Annotated in this window: 17 protein-coding genes and 1 pseudogene; 6 read left to right on the plus strand and 12 right to left on the minus strand. The window is 52.3% G+C overall.

Features of this window, described 5'->3' with window-relative positions; genetic code table 11:
- Positions 1-115 precede the first annotated feature (115 nt).
- Positions 116-1,105, minus strand: coding sequence for a DUF6387 family protein (locus R5L00_RS08215; RefSeq protein ID WP_317654147.1), 990 nt, complete (start codon positions 1,103-1,105; stop codon positions 116-118).
- 982 nt (positions 1,106-2,087) lie between these two features.
- On the opposite strand from R5L00_RS08215, the gene R5L00_RS08220 reads away from it, so the two are divergent.
- Positions 2,088-2,147: a hypothetical protein gene (locus tag R5L00_RS08220; protein ID WP_317654149.1), complete on the plus strand. Its 60-nt coding sequence runs from the start codon at positions 2,088-2,090 to the stop codon at positions 2,145-2,147.
- A 955-nt stretch (positions 2,148-3,102) separates the two neighbouring features.
- Here R5L00_RS08220 and R5L00_RS08225 read toward each other — a convergent pair.
- Positions 3,103-3,339 (minus strand): hypothetical protein, encoded by a 237-nt coding sequence (locus R5L00_RS08225; protein WP_317650575.1) that lies wholly within the window; start codon positions 3,337-3,339, stop codon positions 3,103-3,105.
- Between the two features lie 169 nt (positions 3,340-3,508).
- Here R5L00_RS08225 and R5L00_RS08230 point away from each other — a divergent pair, with 169 nt between their 5' ends.
- Positions 3,509-3,715: a PEP-CTERM sorting domain-containing protein gene (locus R5L00_RS08230; RefSeq protein ID WP_317650577.1), complete on the plus strand. Its 207-nt coding sequence runs from the start codon at positions 3,509-3,511 to the stop codon at positions 3,713-3,715.
- Between the two features lie 602 nt (positions 3,716-4,317).
- Here the strand turns inward: R5L00_RS08230 and R5L00_RS08235 are convergent.
- Both R5L00_RS08235 and R5L00_RS15885 read right to left on the minus strand, forming a co-directional pair.
- Positions 4,318-4,929: a GNAT family N-acetyltransferase gene (locus tag R5L00_RS08235; RefSeq protein ID WP_107694966.1), complete on the minus strand. Its 612-nt coding sequence runs from the start codon at positions 4,927-4,929 to the stop codon at positions 4,318-4,320.
- Positions 4,923-5,824 (minus strand): annotated as a pseudogene (locus R5L00_RS15885) (tetratricopeptide repeat protein). The gene R5L00_RS08235 and the pseudogene R5L00_RS15885 overlap by 7 nt, the downstream one beginning before the upstream one ends.
- A gap of 395 nt (positions 5,825-6,219) precedes the next feature.
- Here R5L00_RS15885 and R5L00_RS08245 point away from each other — a divergent pair.
- On the plus strand, positions 6,220-6,717 hold the full coding sequence (locus tag R5L00_RS08245) for a cupin domain-containing protein (RefSeq protein WP_317650581.1): 498 nt from the start codon (positions 6,220-6,222) through the stop codon (positions 6,715-6,717).
- Positions 6,718-7,001: 284 nt separating this feature from the next.
- A complete protein-coding gene (locus R5L00_RS08250; RefSeq protein WP_317650582.1) occupies positions 7,002-7,334 on the plus strand; it encodes a hypothetical protein in 333 nt (110 codons plus the stop codon).
- A 170-nt stretch (positions 7,335-7,504) separates the two neighbouring features.
- On the opposite strand, the gene R5L00_RS08255 is transcribed toward R5L00_RS08250, so the two are convergent.
- Positions 7,505-7,693 (minus strand): hypothetical protein, encoded by a 189-nt coding sequence (locus R5L00_RS08255; protein ID WP_317650583.1) that lies wholly within the window; start codon positions 7,691-7,693, stop codon positions 7,505-7,507.
- A gap of 255 nt (positions 7,694-7,948) precedes the next feature.
- On the opposite strand from R5L00_RS08255, the gene R5L00_RS08260 reads away from it, so the two are divergent.
- Positions 7,949-9,079, plus strand: coding sequence for a PEP-CTERM sorting domain-containing protein (locus R5L00_RS08260; RefSeq protein ID WP_317650584.1), 1,131 nt, complete (start codon positions 7,949-7,951; stop codon positions 9,077-9,079).
- A gap of 115 nt (positions 9,080-9,194) precedes the next feature.
- Here the strand turns inward: R5L00_RS08260 and R5L00_RS08265 are convergent, their stop codons facing one another.
- From R5L00_RS08265 to R5L00_RS08280, 4 genes are all read right to left on the minus strand, one after another.
- Positions 9,195-10,484, minus strand: coding sequence for a polysaccharide deacetylase family protein (locus tag R5L00_RS08265; RefSeq protein ID WP_317650585.1), 1,290 nt, complete (start codon positions 10,482-10,484; stop codon positions 9,195-9,197).
- Entirely contained in the window at positions 10,477-10,683 is a 207-nt protein-coding gene (locus tag R5L00_RS08270) for a hypothetical protein (RefSeq protein ID WP_317650587.1), read from the minus strand. The genes R5L00_RS08265 and R5L00_RS08270 overlap by 8 nt, the downstream gene beginning before the upstream one ends.
- Positions 10,684-11,710: 1,027 nt before the next feature.
- Positions 11,711-14,848, minus strand: a complete 3,138-nt coding sequence (locus tag R5L00_RS08275; protein WP_317650589.1) for a hypothetical protein — start codon at positions 14,846-14,848, stop codon at positions 11,711-11,713.
- Positions 14,849-15,133: 285 nt separating this feature from the next.
- Complete coding sequence (locus R5L00_RS08280; RefSeq protein WP_317650591.1) at positions 15,134-16,765, minus strand: NAD(P)/FAD-dependent oxidoreductase; 1,632 nt, start codon at positions 16,763-16,765, stop codon at positions 15,134-15,136.
- A 558-nt stretch (positions 16,766-17,323) separates the two neighbouring features.
- Between R5L00_RS08280 and R5L00_RS08285 the strand changes: the two genes are divergently transcribed.
- The gene (locus R5L00_RS08285; RefSeq protein ID WP_317650593.1) at positions 17,324-17,638 is read left to right on the plus strand and encodes a hypothetical protein; all 315 of its coding nucleotides are present in this window, start codon (positions 17,324-17,326) and stop codon (positions 17,636-17,638) included.
- 116 nt (positions 17,639-17,754) lie between these two features.
- Here R5L00_RS08285 and R5L00_RS08290 read toward each other — a convergent pair whose 3' ends face one another.
- The 3 genes from R5L00_RS08290 to R5L00_RS08300 form a co-directional block, all read right to left on the minus strand.
- On the minus strand, positions 17,755-18,438 hold the full coding sequence (locus R5L00_RS08290) for a response regulator transcription factor (protein ID WP_181320659.1): 684 nt from the start codon (positions 18,436-18,438) through the stop codon (positions 17,755-17,757).
- An 824-nt stretch (positions 18,439-19,262) separates the two neighbouring features.
- Complete coding sequence (locus tag R5L00_RS08295) at positions 19,263-20,909, minus strand: hypothetical protein (RefSeq protein ID WP_317650597.1); 1,647 nt, start codon at positions 20,907-20,909, stop codon at positions 19,263-19,265.
- 856 nt (positions 20,910-21,765) lie between these two features.
- A complete protein-coding gene (locus tag R5L00_RS08300) occupies positions 21,766-22,185 on the minus strand; it encodes a hypothetical protein (RefSeq protein ID WP_317650599.1) in 420 nt (139 codons plus the stop codon).
- Positions 22,186-22,250 lie beyond the last annotated feature (65 nt).

Genomic DNA, 22,250 nt, shown 5'->3' on the forward strand with positions numbered 1-22,250 from the left:
CAAGGTAATAGGAATATACGTGGTTATTCAATTAGTTACGAGGGATGAGGTCAGCGAGGATTTGTTCCGGCGTTCTGTATGGACAGTGGCGTTCCGGAATGAAATAACAAGTTTTTTATTCCGGTTTTAATACGGTTGAGCGTGCCTGCAACTCAAGCTGCGATACGACCTCCTGGGTAAAGAGATACTTGAATTTTTTTTCAGTTACTTTTCTGGTCCTTTCGACGATGTCTACTTCAAATTCATTAGGAAAGATTTTATGAGCAATAGCGTTATTGGTAGGCTTTTTCTGATTTTCGATTTTCTGAATCGCGACAATATCAAAATAGGGTAATACGGCGTTGTCGTGCCAGTCCGCTAAATCTGATGAGTTGAAAAAAGATGCTACATTTTCGGCACCGGATTTTTCCCGCTGTGCTTTTAGCCATACATCAAACTCCCGTTTGAGTTGAAGATCAGAGCAATCTAGATTTACTTTAACAAACCTTATATCCTCTTCGCACCACTCGGGATTCTCTAGCATTGGGACGGAAAGCCGAGCGGAAGTTTCGTCCGGTGTTAACACAACAGGTCTACGGTCATGCACGTCAACCATTCCCGCCCCTGAATCTTCCGTGACAATCACAAAGCCAACGTCAACGGTCTGGTGCGTGTACATCCGAAAGTCCGTTAGCCCAGCCATGAAAATAGGTTCATTCACTTTCCGCTTGATATACCACGGCTGTTTCTTTCCATTCTCTACGGTCCACTCATACCATCCGCCACAAGGAATAATTACCCTTCCTTCGCGGAACATGTGCCGAAAGTAACTTCCTGTTAGCGATTTCTCAACCCGCGCACATATCCAAGGTTTCTTCTTCTCAGCCGCTTCCTTAGGCGTTCGATAGCCCCATCTCATTCCAATGAATTCCAATTCGCCGTTGTCCAGCATAATCATCCACGGACAAAGACCGGGGCCGGTATTGTAGGAGGGAGTACGTTCGCCCAACCACTTTAGGTGATCGCTTGTATCAGCGCCGAGCGCACTGGCGTTCGTTTCGGATTGTTCAAACCTTCCGCAGATTGCTTTTTTTTTGCGGTTTAGAAGAGGGAGTAGGAGAAGAATCTGCCCATAGTCCTCGCTTTTCTACTTTCGCCCGTGTTTCCATATCCCCCTCTTTAAAAAATGTACTATAAATAGTTGAGGACGAGGTTAACGTCCGGAAACGGGACGGGTATTTGAGTAATTGCCCACACAATAACAACGTTGTTCCTTTTCAGGAGTAGGTGATATGAGCTTGACTAATATTTCTAATAATACCTGTCGGACGTTCTTGGTGATAGTTGGAACATTGATCGGTTCTCTTTCCGCGCAGGCTAGCACTACCTACAATTTTACAAGCGCCCCCGTTTACCTAGGGGAGTTACAAAATTCGGGGAAAAATGAGGTCCAAACCACATCCGGCTTGCTGCAATCCCCTAATAGCCCTTTGGCTAGCCCCCCGATCTATATCGGGTCGCCAATAACTGCTTACCTAAGCTTCACGTCGCCTCTTGCGCCAAATTCCACCACTCCAATCCATTTGGAAAGCGGTGGGTTTAATCTCCTCGGCGCAACTAAGGGGGGAGTGGAGGGCTATTGGGCTGGCGGTTCTATAGTCCCTATATCGAATGATATAAACAACTACGTGGCAGGGTCTTCTGCAGACGCCGTGAAGTACGATCACTACAGCGCAGTGGACGGGCAAGTGACAACCGATGCGAGCGGTCAAATTTCCGCCTGGACCCTAAACTACACTTTGTATGGCGGCGACAGCAGCACCTTTCTTACGGTGGATAAAAGTACGAACCTGCCTACGCCTCCAAATGTCTTCCCGTTCTCCCAAGAAGACGCAACGGTTAGCATCAGTAGTAATCCCGCCTCGTCTGTTAGCCTCCCAAACGTGGTTACCTTCGACGGACAGCCTTATAGTGGCAGCTTCACGTTTAATGGGGCGGATACGGCATTTATAGACCACGGCAGTGTCCAATTTCGATACTACACGCAAGAAGCTGGAACCTTTCTTCCGGTGCTTCCGGTGGTTCCAGAGCCGGAAACTTGGGCTATGATGCTGGCAGGACTAAGTCTTCTTGGTTGGAGGGCGCGCCGCGTAAGGAAATGTGCGTAATCCGAACCCAACCTAGTTTTAATTGAAGTACAAGGGTAGGGGTGCTTAATTTAACGGGGGAGTGTGAATCGAAACCGGAGACACTCCCTTTCCCCCTTGCAGACTGGACGCCTAGCAATGGATACCTTAGTGCCTACCGGTCCTGCCCAACAATACCCCCCTGTCGACGAGGGTGAAGCAAGGGGAGAGGGTGCTTAAAAACTAATCAATAAGTCACTGTCGAAGCGATTTGATTCTCCATCTTGGCTAGGGTATTCCCAAACGTCAAAAGCGCGTCTGAGCCTCCGTACAGCTAGCCCTAGAGGCATTGCCAGAAGTAACTTCCGTGAGCCCTTTCTAGAGGCATTCCTGCGCAAAGAATCCCCACTAATCGTCCAGTAGTATCCGTCACTCCAGCGTTACCCTGGAGACTATTGCCGCGAGAATGAAGCAATGTCTGACGACGTATCTTCAGATCGCCTAGTCCCTCTGCCTAACATCGCACAAAAATTTTTTTGCAAAATTTGGGAAAGGTAAGAGGGGAGGGTACCTAAGTCATCGGGACCCCTTGGTGAATATCTGATCTTACGGGACCGAGCTACAGACACGTCCGGCATAAGGACTAATCCCCGGCTTCAAAGTAAAAACAAAAAATATAAGACTTCGACTCCTATTTGTTTACCTAAAACAACATAGCAAAACCCCGTCTCTACTTGGGTTCTCTCCCCAAATAATCCTCTAGTGTGGCGGCTCAGCATGTGCTGAGACAACAATACAAATAGAGGAAGATGTATATGAATAAGTTTAGTCAAGGTTTGGGAGTAGCTCTGGGCTCACTCGGGTTAGGGTTAAGCCAGGCCGCGCAAGCTGTAGAGAACCTAACCCCGGTTTCTGCCACCGCCACGATTGATTGGAGCAAACTGCAACTTTCGGTTACGGGCGTTACCGCTACGGTGCCAACGGTTGTTTTTTCCAATTACAACACCTCGCTTAGCTCTTCCAGCACCTCTGCAGGGGGAAACGAGAGCCACTCGGTCACGCGAAATGACTGGACGAGCACTGCGCATACAAATACTAGTGCGGGAGCTTCGCTTGCAAATGGCCTTGCCTCTTCTGAGATCTTTTCCGGAACGGCCAGTGCTGTGGAAACAGGAAGTGTCGTAAGCTCGTCGGGGACTCGGTCGGTGGGATTCTCTTTTGACGGTCCCGGCATGTTAACTTTCAGCGTTCCTTACACCATCAGCCTGACAGGAATGACTTCTGTTTGCTGCTATTCTGATACTGCCTTCGTAAACGGAAGTGCAAACTTCTACAGTTCTACAAACGGGGGGTCCTCAAACTCCAGTTCCAGTGCTTCATTCTCCATAGATAGTTATGGAGACTTGTCTTCAACCTCGCGAGCCGGAAATTTGGTATTCGGTATCGTCGCCAGCGATGCCGGAACGGGGTCACTCAGCGTCGGTTTCAACGCGTCCGCCCATGGGGCTGTTGTAGCAGTGCCCGAGCCCGAGTCATATGCAATGCTCTTGGCCGGGCTGGGGCTCATGGGTGCGGTCGTCCAGCGCCGGAAGAAGATGGGCGCAGTCTGACCCACTGGCAGGTCCGTTCCCAACACATTTGGTACGGAGAGGGGGAAGATATTGCGTGAGCCTCGGGGTAAAACGAGGCGGACGGGCTTCGGATTTAGGCTTGGAAGATGAAAAGCGTCGGAAGGAATTTCCGGCGCTTTTCTATACCTGACTAAGCAATTTCTTGCGGCAGGCCATGAAATTCGTCGAGCCTGGAGTCAAATTAGGGTACACACCATCCTTACAATCTATCTGACACTTTCCAGCCCCGTTTATGTATATTTAGGCTCAATACTATTATTAGTTGACGGTCATAGGCACAGTTACAAACGCTTCCGGACAGTTATTCATGGAAAGAGCCATGACCAGTCAAAGAATGCGGTACATTTGGGTGATGAGTGCCAGCTCGATGATAATACGCTAGCTCTACGTTGATGTTTACGATGCCAAACGCGGATTGGCTGTGTGGAGTGGTCTCTCATGATAAATAAGGGCAGCGGGAAGGCATTGCGATAGTGAAAAGAACAGTCTACAAGGACAGGAAGTCAACACTGAGTGCGGAGAGAATTGCTCAGTTGCGCGCTCAAGCCGCGATGGGTTAGGCCGGTGAGCATCTTAGCCGCTCAGCTGGGGCTCCGCCACATGGCTGCAAGAGGGGGGCCGCCCGGTCCGAACGTAAATTCCTCAATTACCTGAAATCCATGCCTCCGGTAGAAGGGAATATTCCGGGGGCTGGATGCTTCAAGGTAGGCCGGCATGTGCTCGCGATCACACCGCTCGAGCATGGTGCAAAGCAGAGCAGATCCCAAGCCTTGTAACTGGTGGTCGGGATGCACACCGAGCAAGTAGAGATAATAATGTGGCTCAGTTGGGTGGTGTGATTTCATTGAGTCGAATCCGCGATCAAGACGCATGAAGCGATCGATGCCACAAACCCGCAAATAAAGTGGGATGAGCCACCATTCTTGCCAAAACGTGAGTTGCCATTGGTCATGACGAGCCCAGAGAGCGGCGCCCTGCCCATCATTTGCGACAAAGGTCAGATCGTACGGTTGAAATAAATCCAGCGCTCGCTTGAAAGCGACATGCATGGCCCACCAGTGGCGCGCATCGGCGCGAACGCAGAAGCTCGTGACGGGATCTTTATCAAATGCTGCCGCAAGGGTGAGCGTGACCGTCGTATGATCGGAGCCCCGAGCTCGTCGGATCACCGCTTCAGATGGAAGGCTCAGCACTGCATTTGGCCAGATTTCATGTTCTGTCCCAAAGTTGACTTGCTATGGGTCTGACACTTGACGTCAACCATGCGCGCGTCCTTCAATGCGGCAGTGCCATTCCTGTACTCCGGCTCGGGACACCCGGCCTGCAGACTGGCGCGGTCCCGTAGTGCCTGGGAATACGCGGGTTCCAGGGAGATTGCGTGATCATAGTGCACCATCGCTTTCGCATACTGTTTCATCGCGTGCCACCACCAACCCATATGGTAGTAGGCTCGCGGATCATTCGGGCAAATATCGATACGCTCTTCGAAGTTGGCAACAGACATCGCGGTTTTATAGTCATAGCCGGATAGTCGCTCTTCGACCATCGGGTCTTCAAAGTCGGAGGTCAGGGCAGCGTCCTCTTTCCACAAAGAACGCGGCCGCGTAAACGTCTTGGCTCCTTCCGTGTACGGCTCGTATGAATAATACTTCGGCGAGCCTTCGATCCGAACGTGCAACCATGCCACCACCCCTCCCGCCGGCGGTCCGAGAGACTCTGCCTGGCGGTTGTGGCCACGCATTGCCAGAGCTCGTGAATCTGTGCCGGTGGCGCATTCCTTAAAAACGCTGCAAGATGAGAATACACAGCAGGGGGGGAAATCTGCCGGGGAACCACGAGCATCGCAGTCTTGCCTAGGTTAGGAAAGGCAAGAACGCTGGGTGGTGGATCAATGCCTACAAAGAAGGAAGCAAATACCTCTGGTTACGCCCTTGCCTTTGAGGGACCGCTATTAGTCAGAACGAATTCGAATGGCCGCTCAAGTCGATTCCGTGTAATGGGCGGAGTCTCCCATCGGAAGGTTTCGTATTCGCTGTCAATGAAGCATTGAGTTAATTTTTCACGGAAATTGGAGTCGGTTTGCAGCAGTGGTCGGTTTGCAGCAGTGAGAGCGCGCTTTCAAAAGTAATAGGCATACCATCATAGAAACACCGGAGTGGGTACAGCCTCTCGATAATGGTCTACGATGGCAGATCAAGGAATTCATCGGAAATAATTCCCTTTCTAGCAGGGAAGCTTATGCGAGGACCGACCTAGGGCTATCGGGCGCTTCATCGAGCAGCCGTGCCAGGCTGTCTCCTGGCGCCTTTGTCCCATTCTATCGATTATTTTTCCGGCATATACGCGTTATAGTCTTGTTCAGAGGTTCTTTCAGTCATGATAAACTAAAAAATGCTTTAACCGCCGAGTTATTCACGCTTGAGGCGACGCTTTAGCCTTGCTTGCGGCTTCGTTAATATGAAAACTGTCGAGGGGGAGGGTTGATGAAATTCAAGTTGGTCAAATCCAAAATCATATTGTATGTCAGGCTGCTTGCAGCATCGATAACGGCGGGTTTACTGTCGGTTGCGGGAATAGCGGAGGCAGACGAAGCGCGTTCCGGTGCAAACGATGTAAAATCGGTGGGAATCACGCTCATGCCCGTCACCGCGCAGGTCCTGCCGGACGATCCAAAGCAGACCCTGACCGCTTTCATGGTGTACCTGACACCCCAAGCCAGCACCACCAGCCATCGCCATGCAGGCGTCGTGTTCGTGCATGTGCTCGAAGGCACGGTCCGCTCTCAGCTCAACAATGGGGAAGTGATCGAGTATAGCGCCGGAGAAAGCTGGAATGAGCCGCCCGGAAGCATCCATTCGTACATGGAAAATCCCAGCAAGACGATTCCGGCCCGCTTGATCGCAACCATTATCGCTCCCACCGGAGCGAGGTTGACAACCTACGATCAGGAAGCCTCCAGAAATTCGCGGCACGCACATTAACGGAGCTTGATAAAGCTGCGCTACGTTTCAGTTTTGGCGGTCTTGAAAGCTAAAGATACGCTCGCCTTGCGTTCTGCTGTCATCTCTCAGAATGAGTTAAACATTGCAAGTCTCGTACAGTTGACATTCAATCGGTGCTGCACTACGGACAGCGCATGTATCGTCCATTATGCTCCACTTAGAGCTTGTACCAAGATCCACTGGTTATCCACACAAAAGTCCGTAGGATCTCTATGCAAGGAGTTGCGCGCTTAGATAGTGGTAGGACAACCAATGGGAGGAGCATGATGAACAAGGGTGGCACTTCATTTCTGGTCGGCTTACTTCTTGCCCTGGCATTTGAAATGTCTTTAGCAGGGCCACCAATTCTCGTCGATCGTCAGACGGGAAAATATCTTGGTAACCTAAGCAATAATCCACATGATCTGAACAGCACGAGCAATCCGTATGGCCGATACGGGAGTGAATACTCAGCCGATTCCGTCAACAATCCCTACGGTAAATACGGTTCGCGCTATTCTAGCGACTCCCCCAATAATCCCTACGCGCCTAATCCTCCTGCAATTGTCGCGCCGACACCTCCAGGACTGGGGATTCAGCCGTTACCGGGGTTTTGATCGTTGCCAACGGCGATTACGGTTAACCTTCATCACGTTTTCCAGTCTCCGCTAGAGCCGTTCTCTCGCCATCTGCCGATTTTAACGGTACCCCGAAATTACTCATAATGGATGGCGGGGTTTCTGGGCAAGAGGTAATGATCGAAGGCTTCAGCCCCGCCTGAGCTTGTTCAAGACAACTGCTGATCGGCTTTAACAAAACAGATGAAAATAATTCTGTCGGTAGGCCAATTCGTCAATCCAGCCCTCTCGATAGCTTCCTGTGGCGTCTCCTCCTCGCTTGTAACGACGAGCTTATACCCGCCATCCCCGCCCTGGCGCAGCATCGCGTCCTCAAGATGGAGGAGCGCTGTCCCCATCGGCCATTAGGAATCGTTTCAGAACCCATAGATGTTCAGCAGAAGGTCGTGTTGGAGCCGCGCAGGATGCGTTGAGCTGAATGAACTTCGGTGCACGCGTAGAACCAGCATACCCTCGCCGCAAAGAACAGGGTTCGTTCCCGTCGATATCCAGCTTTCGCCGGCCTTGACTTTACAAACCCTTCATCTAACTTTAGAAGATGGCGGGTGCTTTTTGCGAGTCCGATCCCTTGGAAAACCAAATAGGGCTTCATCATGAAAATAATCCAAAGCTCCAAACTTCGCAGCTTTATCACCGGTGCAATCCTGGTCGCCGGGCTCAGTTTTACAACTCATGCTGCTGCACAAGAGCGGTCGTTTTTGGTTGACCTCAACAGCAAGGTTGTAACCGAGATAGAAGGGGCCAATGGCATCAACGATGCCAGCCAAGTGGTGGGAGCGTCGCCCTTCGCCGGGAACTATAGTCATGCTTTCATCACTGGCCCCCATGGCGCGGGGATGAGGGACTTGGGCACCTTGGGAGGGAATAGCAGTACAGCAATTGGGATCAACAACGGGGGGCAAGTGACAGGATGGTCTGAGTCAGCTTCAGGTGATGTCCGCGGCTTCATCACTGGTCCCGATGGCGCAGGCATGAGGGACTTGGCTGATTTGGGGGGGGGCTCTGGTGGCGCTACCGGCATCAATAACGCGGGGCAGGTAGTCGGGTGGGGGTCAACATCGGCGCGCGCACAGCATGCTTTCATCACTGGCAGTAATGGGGAGGGTATTAAGGACCTTGGCACTTTAGGCGGTAGTTACAGCCAAGCGTATGGCATAAACAATGCTGGCCAAGCCGTCGGCGTGTCTCCCCTCCCTGGGGGCCATGAGCATCCTTTCATCACTGACCCCGGTGGTGGGGGCATGAGGGACCTTGGGACTTTAGGTGACGATTACGGCTTTGCCCGTGGCATCAACGATGTCGGCCAAGTCGTGGGAGAGTCGCTAACGTCAGGCGGCGCTTTGCATGCTTTTATTACCGGTGCAAATGGAATGGATATGAGAGACCTTGGCACTTTAGGCGGTAATTACAGTCGAGCATATGGCATCAACGACGCCGGGCAAGTCGTGGGAGAGTCATCCCTGTCCGGGGAACATGCCCGTGCTTTTATCACTGGTCCTGATGGCTCGAACATTATGGACCTAAATGCTATGGTTAGCCTGCCCCAGGGCGTTTTTTTAACTTTGGCCCTGGACATCAATAACGCGGGGCAAGTGCTTGCCATGGGGGTTGTTCCTGAGCCGGAGATCTATGCGCTATTTCTTGCTGGGCTGGGCCTGATGGGATTTATGGTACGACGAAAGAAGATGAGTGCCTTCAGCTTGGAGCAGCGTCCCCTGCTGTGATCGCGTTATCGCGAGCGATGCATCCTGACCGCAGCTGATCATGGACTAAAAGAAGACGGTTTTTGCGGAAGGCTAAGCAACTTTACTTCTGGGTGTTGCCCAAGACTAGCCTGATCTATCGCGCGAACTCGCTGTACAGAACCACGTCGAGATTGCCGGCGTCGACTTGTGCTTTGATTGCAACGCACAGCTCACGAAGCCTATTCGATGATATTTGGGTTTGTTGCGCCGCCGCGTCCGGGCCGACAACCCGATGCAGTGTTAGTGTCCCGTCACCGCCAGCCGCCGCCACGTCGTTTATGTAGGAAATGATGTTTGCTATGTTTGCGGCCTCGGTGCCAGAACTGGTCCATGTATGCCCGATCACTGGACCACAAAGAAGCTGCAAATTCCTCGTACTGAGGCCGTTATTTTTCTGCATATGATACGTTGCGTTGGGGCCGTCTGAGGTACGTCCTACGCTAAAGCCGTTATCAAGCATCATTTCCAGGAATGATAAGTCCGTTACCGTTTCCGCATATTTTCCTTGCGGCCAGATGTAGCACTTAGCGCCCCACTCTGAGGTAAGGCCATTTTCCAGGAGATAATCCCTGCATGCGATGACGTCCGCTAACCGCTCAGTATTCGTTGCCCAGGCTGTAAACAGGTTGCCGGTTCCGAGTGTGGTTGGATGGTTCGGACCATGCGGGATGCATTCATTGCCGGCCGCGACGTATGCCCCGAGTTGGCTCAGAGAGGCATAACCTGGCGTTCCAACTGTTATATAGATGATGCTCATCGTGCTTTTCAGGCCATACTCCTGAAGTATTGGCATCCCCATTCGCACAAATGATGAGTAGCCGTCGTCTGCCGTAATGGCGAGCCTTGCTTTTTTTCGCATCGCGCCGGCGCGGATCGAGCGCAACCCAATGGTCAATGTATTGCCGTTGCTTACATAGACCCGTAGCTTGCACTGCGTGCAATCCAAATCCCCCAGGGGATGAGTAAATCCGCTCTTGGTCCACAGTATCTCGTGCACGAAGTACGCAGTCAGTCCGTTAATCGCGAACGGACTTTGCGTAGTCGGAACAATGGCGGTGGATATACTGTGGCTGGCGAACTTGGCATAACCGGTAGTGCCGACATAAATTACCATTCTTTCCATTTTGGAAATATTCGGGGTGTATATCTCGATCGCCACGTCTTTCGCCGAGAATGCCTCACTTGCCACTGGGAGATTTATCTCAAAGTTATTTGTCGGCCCCGCTCCGGTTCCGGTTGCAGTAACCATCCATAGCGTCTCGCCCGCTACCGTACCCTGTCCTGATGAGCTGACGCTGACATTCGTTCCGGTTGTTACGGTGATTCCAGATACTGGCGGCTCGATGAGAACGTTTCCATACGCCGCACGCGATGCGTCAGCCATTGATAAGCTCGGCGCGGGTTTGGTCTGCAGTGTTCCTAATCGGAAGATCTTTCTTCACAGTGGAACTGGCAAGGACCGAAAACGATCTCATGCCCGGCCCGCTTGCGGTAATGTCCGTTATTACAGCTGACGCCGATGCCGCGGATATCGATCCACCAAAGATTAGGGCGGCGATAAGGAATTTTGTTTTTATGTTCATTTGTTGCTCCAAAAAAGATTCAAGAACAATATCTATTGCAGGTGTGCGCATGGACTTTATTTTCCCGACTAACAGATTGTCCCGGTTAATTCAGCAACTTAATATAGCCTACTCGACGATCATTCTATGATTCCCTTGAACTATGGGTAGTACACGTTGCGGTTGGAGTGATCGCCGACGACCCGAGACGGTGAAGATTATTGGGGTGAATGCAGCAGCGGCGAGCAGGAAAACAAGTCAAAGGTCGCTGGTCGCCGGTCGGCGATATGCTGAGGGCCCTCTGGCGAGTGAAAAGAGAAGATCGCGGCGCTATAAGCGAGGATTACGCCAAATTCGAGCGCTTTCGAACGGCGATCATCCCGTGACCCGGAGGCAGGCGCTTTACCTGCTCATCCGGGTCCTTCGAAGAAGCATACCCATCTCGGCGGTACGCTCATTGTCGCTTTCCTCAGATGAGCTTTCCATCATTGCACTGTCGCAAGTCCTTCCTCCATATTGCGTCAGGCGTGCCCCTTTCCCCTCCAGGCTTATTTACTGACCTGAAAAGCAACCTACTTCGAGATCCCGCATACCTTCTCCGTTAGGGCCAGTGATAAAAGCGTGCATGAAGTATCTGCCGCGGGGATTAATATCTTCGATATATCCATCGAACCATCCCTCCACTTGCCCGGCATTCTGGTTCCAGATAAATCCCGGTATTGCACCTATCACAGCGGGAATTGCGGCGTTCTTCGGTCTTCCCAGGGTAAGAGGCCAGGCTGCTGCAGCGTTTCCTCCCAGCACCGTCAAAGCGCAAATTACTTTTACAAGTCGTTCTAATCTACCAGCGGCAAGTAAACTCGCGCCAGATCCCCTGTTTAGCGAATATATAAAAAACGGGATCTCGAAACTGAGAAACATCTGTCAGATAGTTTCCCAATTCCAGACAAGTAAGATCATCGAGGGTGAGTGTTGCCCTGCTTAGCATCTCCGCTGGTATCGCCTCTTTTGTATTTATCCCGCTGCCGAGCGATATCGCCCACAGAGCTTACGCCTCCACCCAGTTGCCATTCGAATCCTGCTGCCACTTTGGCAGTTGGTCATCTGCGCGTAAATGTACGAGTGTGGTTGGAATCCGAACCAGCCACGGGTCCCCTTGCGGAACCTCATCCCCAGGTTTGTCTAGTCGCTCAGCAATTTCATCTGCAATGGGTAGATAGAGCGGACTACTAATAGGGGGAAGCGGCCCGCCATTCCATATCTCCCCGTAAGTTATAAAATGATCGATTGCTCCTTCGAAACCTGGCCGAGCAGGAACGGACACCCGGCAGAACCCAGCCGTCAAGAACTGGTTGAATAGGGGGTCCGGATCCTCGAAGGCCAGCCGTTCGTTCCACCGGCTTTTTCTGCCCCAGAAATATGGGTAGGTAACCCACGTCATCTGCTCCCACTCGAATGCCTGTTCAAAGAAGCGCACGTAGGGACCTTCGGCCTCCGCTTCGGGCACATCAATCTGAGGTAAGCTATTACTCGCTGAAAGATCAATTGCGTTGAACAAGTCGTAATGCTGATCGGTCAGGATGCTGATGCAATTCTTCTTCAGTTCATTGTTCATGGTCTGAAGATTGAGGGCAGGATTTTTGCCCCGAATCGCGACCCCCTGCTGAAGCTCCAAAGCGGCGAGCTTTTCCTCGTACTCGGCCAGGCGGGCCTTGTAGGCAGCGGTCAGTTTAGCGTGCGTCTCGATTCGCCAATTCTCCATGGCCCGATCGGTTCGCTGACACTTTACTTCTACAGCTACGGCAAGGTGGGGAATGCTGAATGTAACGAGCGCGAATGGGATGGAGTCTCTTTCCTCGTCCAAGGGAGTAGAGAAGACCTCCCCGCTAATATTGGCAAAGCGGTGAAATTTCTTCCCCAACACAACATCGATGATGCAAGTGTTATTCCACATCATATTCACGGCTCCAACCGAGCCGTGAACGGCCTTGTAACCGTCCTCGATCATGATCTGTGCGGAGTGGTGATAGTTCGTCGCGGCATCGCCACCTCCCGCGTGAAAGTCGAGTGATTTCGTCTTGTACATCTCTGGAGGCGGTGTCACGTCCGTCGCACCATATACTTGCACCCATCTGCCATAGTAACCCTGTGACGCAACGTTGTCCGTAACCTGGTTGGGCTTCCAAGTAAATTCCGGCGGCTTCTGGAGCTCGTTCGCGCTCTCGTTGGCTGAGTTCAGCGCATCGATAAGAAAAGCAGCTGGCTCAGGTACCATGAAATCGAATATTGTGCGCAGGCCATAGTTAAATACCTGGGCCTGGTATACCTTGTTCACCCACTGGTAGACTCCCGAAATATGACCTGACCCATCCACGTTGGTTAGCTCGTGCAGGTTCTTCTCTATCACTTCATTTGTCACCCGAAGGGAGGCTCGCTCAAGAACTCTTTCGGTGATTTTGCTGGCACTCCGCTGCGTGACCTCCTTCGAGAATGTGGACGCAGTCCTCGTCGCCTCCTCTTTCGAGCGTGAGGTAGATCCCTCCACGCTGGCTGAGAACTCGACAAACGGACCATATTTGCCCGATATGTTTAGGCCGGCCTTCAGCGACGCGTCTTCCTGAATAGTGGTATTGGTCTCCCTCGTCATCTCGAAGCGATCAGTTGACTCGAGCTCACGCTCCTCCGAAGAAATTACCTCCGTCTCGCGAAACGTAAACTCTTCAGTCTCCCGTCGGCGAGTATGCTCGCGATGCTTCAGTTCCCCCTTCAGTACATTTTCGATGTGCGCAACATCAGCAGCTTCGTACCCCGTAAGCTGTTGCTTTACTATAAGCAGGTCCGCAACGCCTGCTGGGGCAACGGTACCGCGGGTGTGGGGAATCTGCTCCGCCGACGGCAAAGGCGGGAGAGAGGGAAGCGCCGGCTCGTCAGCCGCGCTCGGCCATTCGGAAGTCAGCGGCTCGTTAATGGTTACCAGGGTATCGCCGATACGCTTGATACTGCGCCTTATGGAATGGCTATAAAGGGCATCGAGTTTCTTTCCGGTAGTGTCAGTTTCGGCTTCGAGCAATTCGACGATGCGATCCAACGATTGATCCGATAGACCGACATTCCGCTCATTCAGCAGTTTCCTGGTGGGTTCAGATAGCACCTCTACGGCGCTGGCCTTGAGACGGAAGCTGACCTCGCTTAGTGCAGCCGGACGGGACGGCGGGCTTCCGTTTAGCAGCTGGGGACCGACGACCAAGAGGTTTTTCGCCAGTTCTGCTGCCGAATTCGCAACCGCAGCGCTCTCGGCGCGCAGAGGACGGATTTCCTCGCCTTGTTCCAGCATTGACTGGAACTGCCTGAGGTTCGCGTCGGATAATTTTCCAAGGTATTCTATCCGACGGGTTAATACACTTGTCGGATTGAGTTCTTCAGGAATGGTGACTCCAGCATGCGGCTGCTGGGGCATGACCTGAAAATGTTGTCCACCCAGACCTGTCAGTTCGCTTATCGCCTGCTTCAGTCCCCGGTACTGATCAAAGAGGCCTTTGGCATACTTCTGGCGTTCAGCCTCCGCCTCCGCCTTTTTTTTCCGTCGTTCCTCTTCCAATAGGGATGTTGATAGGACGGATTCGAGATTGAACACCACCGGTAGCTTAAGGGAGCGCCGCCGGTACCGGCGGAGTTCGTCTGGCGTAGCTGGAAAAGTCTCATCTTCAGCTACCTTCCATATCAATTCGATATCCCTGAGCTGGTTGGTGAGCGATTCAATCGGGCGCCCGTGCTCCTCTTGCAACTGCTTGATCGCGAGAAGACTATCTCGCAAATTCTGCATGGACGCGTTGAACTCCGGACCCTGCACCAAAGACTCCGGCCTTGTCCCGAACGCCTCCTCTACGGCATCCACCACGTTCCCGTGAGACACAGTCTGATCATCTTCGAATTGGTCGAGTGCTACAGCAAATCCGGTCAACTGCTTGGCTAGTGCATTTGTGTCGGGGTTGCCGATGAAGTCCTCCCCCGTTACGAAGGCGCGCGCGACGCGCAAGAGCGATTGACGGGGTTGCTCGGCCTTGGCCGCGTCAGCGAGGGATTTTTGAAATGGTGAATCCTGGGTTAGGTCAATGCTGGGATTGGCTGGATCTTGTGCAACCGCCTGCCGTATCAGTGTAAACCGAAACAACGATTCCAGACTCATTTAAGTTAGCTCCAAAGACATACAAAGCTTGATAGTCCAATCTTCTTTGTAGATCGCAATATAGAAAAAACAAGTGCCGAATTTGCGGCGGCCGAAGTAAGAATCGGGGTTAAATCTGGCAATGAGCCAGCTAGGCAGGTAAACGACCTCTTCCACCAATCCCTGCGGGACATCCGCTCCCGCCCGTTTTTATCGCCGCTATCCTGTGTAATCACCGATTCCTTGTTCGCCTCGACGGTTAAATTCTTAGCTGCGCGCTTATACACGCGCGGTGATCTCTTCTTCCTATGCTATCTTCTCCTCAGGCGGAGGCGGCGGACAAGGATCTACAGTCATCCCGCATGATTCGCGCATCAGCAGGTTCGCCGCGCGGATGCCCGACCGCAGCGCGCCTTCCATGTAGCCGAAAAAGGAAACGTATGTGTGTTCCCCCGCGAAGTACAGCCGCTTATGGAACGCGATGTTGAGCTTGGGTCCCACCTTAAATATCTCGCCGTTTGGCTTTGGCGCCCAGTAACCGGTCTTGATGAAAGGCTCGTTCGGCCAGTCGCTGTAAAAGGTCTTATTCAGATTTTTAAAATAGCTGGGATAGAGATCTTTCAGCTCTTTCTGCATTTCCGGCTCGGTGGGCGGACGGGGCCCGCCTTTACCTGAGCCGGGCAGCGTGGGCCCGGCAAAGATGCTCAGCACGGTGCCCTGGCGGCCGGTTTGCATCTGGTTGTCAGTGCCCTCCCAAATCTGACCCAGCTTAAGGGTCCCCCCGCTCGGGGCGGATGGGATCTTCTCCGTGATCCAGAACCGCCCCTTAAAGCTGCTGAAGAACTTCACCGCCGGGCCCCGTCCCATTACGCCAATCTCAGCGTTGAGATCGACTGCGCTACCGTTGTCCTGGATTGTCACGTCGCCCCAGACGCTAGGCGGGACCGCCAGCACCACGTATTGAAAACGCGCCGTTTTGCCTGCGCTGCTCAATTTCCCACTCGGCCAGGCAACCGATCGCGTCGTCAGTTGCACATCCTGTGGATGAATTTCGATCTGCGTTACCGCTGTTTTCAGCATCAAAGCGCCTCGGTTTTTTCGGATCTCCCTGGCCATCTCATCCGCCAAGCGCTGGCAGCCATCCGTGCAGCGAAAAATCTCCAGCTCGTCCCAATACCCCATCCGCCCAGGATCATCGATTTCGAACCGCTCGCTCTGCCCACCCTTCACCTTTAACAGCAGACCCAGGTAGTTCATTTCGTCCAACTGAGAGACTTCATCGTTGACAAGTCTTAACTCCAACATCTTCCACAGGCGCTGCTGTTTTGGATTATTGGGGTTGACCTTGTGCAGGTTAATCAGTGCGTCTTTTACCGTCGTGTTGTCGTAATTCTTCAGGATATTCAGCACGACCGGGTTCGTTTCGTTCCAGGGGCAGGTCTCTTGGACGATCCACTTTGCCGCGTTGTCGGCTATCGACTTCAGCACCTGATCGACATCTTTATTGAGTTGATGGATTTCTGCCCAGGTCAGGTCCTTCGTATTATCCAGCCGTAGTTTCAAATTTAGGCGTTCTCGCTCGTACTCAAGGTCCCCCATCCGGTTGATCATCGCGATGCCATACTTCTGGGCCAGTTTCAGCCACGCGGTGTGAAACGAGCCGATCAATTCGGCGCCCTCCTCAATAATGCGCCCGTTGGCAAACCGTGCATTGCTGCGAACGCGGCCGCCCACCTGAGGATGTGCCTCGTATAACGTCACTTTGACGCCATGCTGGCTGAGCCGCAGGGCGGCCATGAGCCCGCCCAACCCGGCCCCAATTACCGCCACGCGCGTGTTTTTCAATCGGTTCCTACAGTCTTGCGAGATAGTCGTCAGGGGCGTAATCGGATCGTTATCCATGGTACCGTCCGGTCGGGATGCGGCGCTTGTGACCATCCTTTTTCTCCGTAATTTTCCCGGTTCGAAACAAGAGACAGGGAGGTATTTTAGTTTGGGGGAACGCGCCCCAAGGCCAGATTGGTTATTGAGTTACGCAGACTGCTTATAAATATAATAGGTGGTTAGTTATAGCTTTGCAGTGACTTTATTCCGGCTGCCTGTGCCATCCTCAGAGCCTCGGCCGCACTCATAATCGGGTAACCAGCCCCTAATACCGGTTTTTGCGGGTCCAGATTTAGGTATATTTGCGTCCGTATCGTCCGAACCGTTTTCTCTAGTATTTTCAGTGGGTTGGTACGGACGGTCAAGTTGCCCTCTTGGTCGCTACCGTCCGCATTGCGGTCAACCGTCCGCAAAGTAAAAGGCACAAACCCGTTGGCGGAATTGGATTTTTCTTCGCCCTCGGACGAGGCGACAATAGAAACCAACAACAAGAGGTTACCTAAATATCTACGCTGGAGGTCAGGCCGAATCTCGTGCAGCAACTGTTGGCCGATTGCGACCAGGGAAGCGATACCTTGACGCTGCTGAGCCTGACGTTATCCCGTTTGTACCGTGATTAGCAGCGATAGCGATCTGCGCCTGGACGAATATCAAGCCATAGGCGGGATGGGTAACGTTATCCGTACCGAAATCGAATCGATATTGTCCCCTGAGCCGGAAATACAAAAGATCCCAGCTCGACACATTGCATGCCGCATTCATTCCCTGGCTTGCCTCGTGCACGCCAAGTCATTTCGCAGCCAGGGGATGAAAGGCATCGCCAGTCAAAATTCGAGTGCCGCCTGCGTCAGCTTATCGCCCCGCTGGGCCAGAGGCACTGCGGCAATTTTTGTAAACAGTGTCTCGCCGGATCATAGTCCGCACTAAAGTCCCCCTCGCCCATTTCGCCAGCATCTCCAACTGCATCGCAGTGAGGGAGGTGTTTCTCGCACCGTAGCGCAACGCAGTTGGATCTTTTATCCAACACGCGGGCGGTAGGTCACTTAACTTCGGGCAGGAGAAATCAGGCGGTAACCAAGTCCGTGAATCGTCTCGATTGGGTCGTACCCTCCAGCCCGGCTCAGCGTCCGACGAAGTTCGTGCATATGGCTGCGCAAGGTATCACTGGTACCTTGCTCATCCCCCCAGACTTCCGATTCCAGTACTCTGCGACTGAACACCCGGCCGGGCTCGCCCATCATAATGGTAAGCAGCCGAATGCATTTTGGTGTCAGCTTAACGCTCGCCCCGGCAAATTGGATAGAGAGTGTTTTTGGATCAAATGACAGGTCACCAGTGTCGAGCCTTCGACTGGTAACTTTGCCGCCGCGACGCTTGTGCATGGCGACCAGGCGGGCCTCCACTTCCTTCAGCGCAAATGGCTTGACCAGATAATCATCGGCACCGCCATCGAACCCTTGAAGCTTATCGTCCAGGGTGTCCCTGGCGGTAAGAATCAGTACAGGCGTATCGATGTCAGCTTCCTTGCGGAGTTTCCGGCACAATGTGATGCCATCCATGGCCGGCAAACCAAGATCAAGTAGAATTCCGTCAAATTTTTGCGTTACGGCAAGATGCATGCCTACGATTCCATCTGCAGCTGCATCTACGGTGTGCCCGCGAGCCTCCAGGAAGTCATAGAGATTGGTGGCGATCGCAGGATCGTCTTCAATGATAAGTATATGCAGCGGAGCGAATTCATTAGATACCCGGCTTTGGCTAGGCGTGACAAATGTGTCGGGTGGCCGATTTTTAACAAGTGAGCGCATAGATGCCTTATAAGAGAATTAAGATGGGGGAGAAGTACGTACCCCTGAATAGAGCGTTCAGTGGATCTTTTCCGGGTGAAACGTATCTCATAAGTTCTCTCCAATACCGTCAAATCCGAGGACGGGCCAAAAAACGCGGAAAGCTCTTTTTGATCTCCGTCTCGTTAAGCCCAAAGTGGCTACTTTGACTCAACGATTACCTGTCCGGAAACTGCATCAGGATAGGCAACGCTGGAACCGTTATGCCGGACATGAATTACGGTGAAGTTAACATGCCGCTACGCAAGGAAAGGTCCTGTAAATGTGATCAATTTGTGATGCCGAAAGTGTCAAAAGTGATTAGAATCGGCCATAGCTGTTCTCGAACATCGTATTGATGTTGGTTGGTCAATTAAATGTAGGAAGAACGCACCAGCGTGGAACTGGTTAAAGCCCTCACGGACGTAGAAAGGGTGATTTCGTGGATTAAGCAGTGATGAGCTTTGCATTAGATCCCGGAAGCGAATGCCACTTTGCCAGCCTGCGCAAGACCTGATCTTAAGCTTAGCGGGCTTTATTTCCTATCCGACTTCCCTTCATAGTGCAAAAGGGCGTTAACAACCCTACAAGACGCGAGAATTATGCAGCGGGATCGGGCAACCAGAACGACGCGGACGAATCGACTTGCACGTGCGCAGACCGGGTCCCTGTTTCTGACGCTGATTCCCCTCCTCCAAAGACGGCTGCTTTGGTAAAAGCTAATGCTAGAAGGCTATCTGGTATTGCAAAACGAACTGACCGCGATTAGCGATTTTATTTCCCCCGGTGTTGAATACCGGCCGGTTTTGATAATCAAAGGTAACCTTACTATTGTGTCCTTTTATAAGCCAGTTCACACCCACATTGAACACGTTCATCTGGTCGCGCAGCCGCTGAAAATTTGCGCTTGTGAACGAAAAGTAGGGCATTAACTGTCCGTTATTACTGCCTAGCAAATCCCTGGACATTAAATAACCTATTTGTCCGTACCAGATATCGCCCGTCCCGAACATCGGGAAGGCGTTGCCCCCGCCATTGAGCGAGTTTCCGCCAGTAGCCGGCGTCATGCCGATTCCATTGGTGCGCAAATAATTGGGACCGTAGTTCGTGTTGAAATAGCCAATATAGGCAGAGATGGCGGTTTCCTTTACCTTGTCCACCGGCGCATCGAGATAGGCAGCAACGGACCATAGATTCATGTCGTGAAATTGAGCGGTGGCTTCCGTTGCGCCCGTCCAGGTGGCGTTTTTTTGCGTAATGAACCCACCCTCGAGATTCAGGATGCTTTTTTTACCCAGATAGGTTCCTTGCCAATACGGATTTGTCATCGGTTCCGTGTCCCAGAAGTTCAATACGTAAAACCCCTGGTAGCGTTTGCGATGCCCGGTCCGGGCAAATTGGGCATGATCCAGCGAAATTGGCTCAAGCGCCACCCCATCGGTGTTTACCGGGAAAGGATCGCTGGCGGTGAACCGATAGTTGAACATGCCTATCTGGCCCCTCAGATACACGCTTAAGCTTCTGTTGAACAAATCGGTGCGATCGGCAGTTGCTTGTGCAAACAGGGGAATGTCCATCGTCATGATTGTGCTAACGCTTGGGCTGCTGAAGCGGGACATGCCATTAGCCATGACCAGACCGCCTCCTACGACCATCTGGTGACCTTTCGTAAGTCGCAATTCGCCAAAAGCGTCGTGAAAGAAGGCCTGGATCTTTCTGTTGCCGAGATCATCAATACCGCTATTGGAACTGCTTCCGTTTTGAGACAGAAAGTTAAAGTTATTCATACCGTATTGAGTATAAAAATATACGCGGTCGGTAAGCTGTCCTTGCAATACGAAACGGGTCCTACGGAGTCCGATGTCCTGCGTGTCGTCTACCGGTTCCCCCATCACGCTTGATCCCGGGTTATTTTGCTCATATCGCAGCCAAACCTGATTCAGAAATCCAAACTTCAGATATTGACTACCGTCGCCATTCAGGTTCCATTTAAATGGATCAGGAGATTTCCAGTTCGCGTAGCCCATTCCTTCGGGGTTTGGAGGAACCTGCTTTGGCTTTTCCCCTGGCTTGATTGCCGTGGCCACCTCGGTCGCGGCCGCCGGGGAATCGGCCGGTGCGATTGCATCGGATGTGGGTGCTGTTTTTCCAGGTACATCCGCTACCTTTTCAAATGATCCCATGCGCACGCGGCCTTCACCCGGTTCGGCGTAAATCTGCTTTGTTTTGGTGTCAACGTAGAGATCGATGACATAGGAGGCTCTGGATGAGCGAGCTTCAGGAGCCGGGGGTGGCACCGGTTTATCCTCGGCACACAGCGACGCCGAAAGCAGGCAGCCGGACAGCATCATTAACGGTTTATTACGTTTCATTATTACCTCCCTGTCTTGTTATGAAAGATACATAACTCGTATTTATAAAATGTTTAACCTCTTATCTATTTATAAAGTTCCAGAAGATTGTCTTTAAGCGATAAAATTAGCACATAGCTCGTCAATAATGCGTGATTGGGGGGTGAAAGGGCGGTGAAGAATTTTGTAAAAAAATGTCATGGGAAAGTTAAATAAGTATAAATATATGCCGAACAATTATTGATAAAGCAAGAAGGTGGTGAGGGAAGGGAATAGACTGCGGAGTCGATGGTAAGGCTCGGCCTTGCAGGGCCGGGAGGGCAGAAGAGTTTCTTCTGATTTGTGAAACGGTTCTTGCGTTGTATGAGAGCTGGGGAAGAAGAGGCATGCGGAGGGTTTAATTAAAACACCTTCAACCTCCGGCGGCCCCCCCAGCGGAGATATTTGTATCCACATTAGGGTCGGGGCCACACCAGTCGGGACCGAAAAAGATCCGGAAAAGTTTATCCGGAAGGCTTTCCTTGGAGGGTATTACGGGCCGGCACAAACAACGCCGTGCCGACGGCGACCGATCCTGGGAACCCCGGACGCCTGACTCCTCCACGGTAGGAGCATCGCTTTCTGAGCAGGGTGAATGTTTGCGTTGATTTTCGTCGTTCGCCTCCGGGGCGGAACTATTCAGCTGAGGGGCATGCGTGGGCGATTGGGCGGTATCATGTCCGGCGATAGAGACGCCTGCATGCAGGACGCTCACGAGGCCCAACAATATAATTTGGGCAAGTATCCTGACACACGCTGCCGGTTTTCCCAAAATAACCCTTTCTGTTCATCCTACGGTTTGCGGATTGGCGCAATCAATTTGTCGCTCAGGAAAAAATCAACCGCCGGCACCTCCGGCGGAGATATTTTCGTCCACGTCCCTGTTTGGACCAGACGGGGTCGATCCAAACAGAATTCTTCCGAGCGTGCAAAAAAAATCCTCCTGATCTGGCGCGGAGTGCCTGCATGAGCCATAGCCTTGGCTTGGTAGCCAGCCCGACGAAGAGCTTGAGTCGGCAGATACTTCCTGTCCGGCGCTAGTAGAAGAACTCTTTTCTGCCGGCATGCGCTCCGGGGTTTTGGCCTCATCTTTTTCACCCGGCATTGGCTTGGCAGTTTTATCAAGCAGCCATGGTGCGGAATCGCTCTGCTGTTCCGCTATGATGATCTGAGCAGAAGTGACACCGCTTATCATGAAAGAAATTATGCCCAGTATGACGTATCGCGTCATCAACCTGCCTGGAGATGAGCCCCTCATGATATTTTCCCCCTGCGACTAGCGGAAGCAACTGCGAAAATAGACCATCCCCGGAAATTGCCTCC

The organism is Nitrosospira sp. Is2 (assembly GCF_033095785.1).
GTDB lineage: Bacteria > Pseudomonadota > Gammaproteobacteria > Burkholderiales > Nitrosomonadaceae > Nitrosospira.

Coding starts and splice junctions, on each gene's coding strand:
- R5L00_RS08275 (WP_317650589.1), bottom strand. CDS start 14,848: ATGAGTCTGGAATCGTTGTTTCGGTTTACACTGATACGGCAGGCGGTT.
- R5L00_RS08250 (WP_317650582.1), top strand. CDS start 7,002: ATGATGAACAAGGGTGGCACTTCATTTCTGGTCGGCTTACTTCTTGCC.
- R5L00_RS08265 (WP_317650585.1), bottom strand. CDS start 10,484: ATGGCTGACGCATCGCGTGCGGCGTATGGAAACGTTCTCATCGAGCCG.
- R5L00_RS08225 (WP_317650575.1), bottom strand. CDS start 3,339: ATGCCGGGACCGTCAAAAGAGAATCCCACCGACCGAGTCCCCGACGAG.
- R5L00_RS08270 (WP_317650587.1), bottom strand. CDS start 10,683: ATGAACATAAAAACAAAATTCCTTATCGCCGCCCTAATCTTTGGTGGA.
- R5L00_RS08280 (WP_317650591.1), bottom strand. CDS start 16,765: ATGGTCACAAGCGCCGCATCCCGACCGGACGGTACCATGGATAACGAT.
- R5L00_RS08295 (WP_317650597.1), bottom strand. CDS start 20,909: ATGAAACGTAATAAACCGTTAATGATGCTGTCCGGCTGCCTGCTTTCG.
- R5L00_RS08245 (WP_317650581.1), top strand. CDS start 6,220: ATGAAATTCAAGTTGGTCAAATCCAAAATCATATTGTATGTCAGGCTG.
- R5L00_RS08300 (WP_317650599.1), bottom strand. CDS start 22,185: ATGAGGGGCTCATCTCCAGGCAGGTTGATGACGCGATACGTCATACTG.
- R5L00_RS08260 (WP_317650584.1), top strand. CDS start 7,949: ATGAAAATAATCCAAAGCTCCAAACTTCGCAGCTTTATCACCGGTGCA.
- R5L00_RS08255 (WP_317650583.1), bottom strand. CDS start 7,693: ATGGGGACAGCGCTCCTCCATCTTGAGGACGCGATGCTGCGCCAGGGC.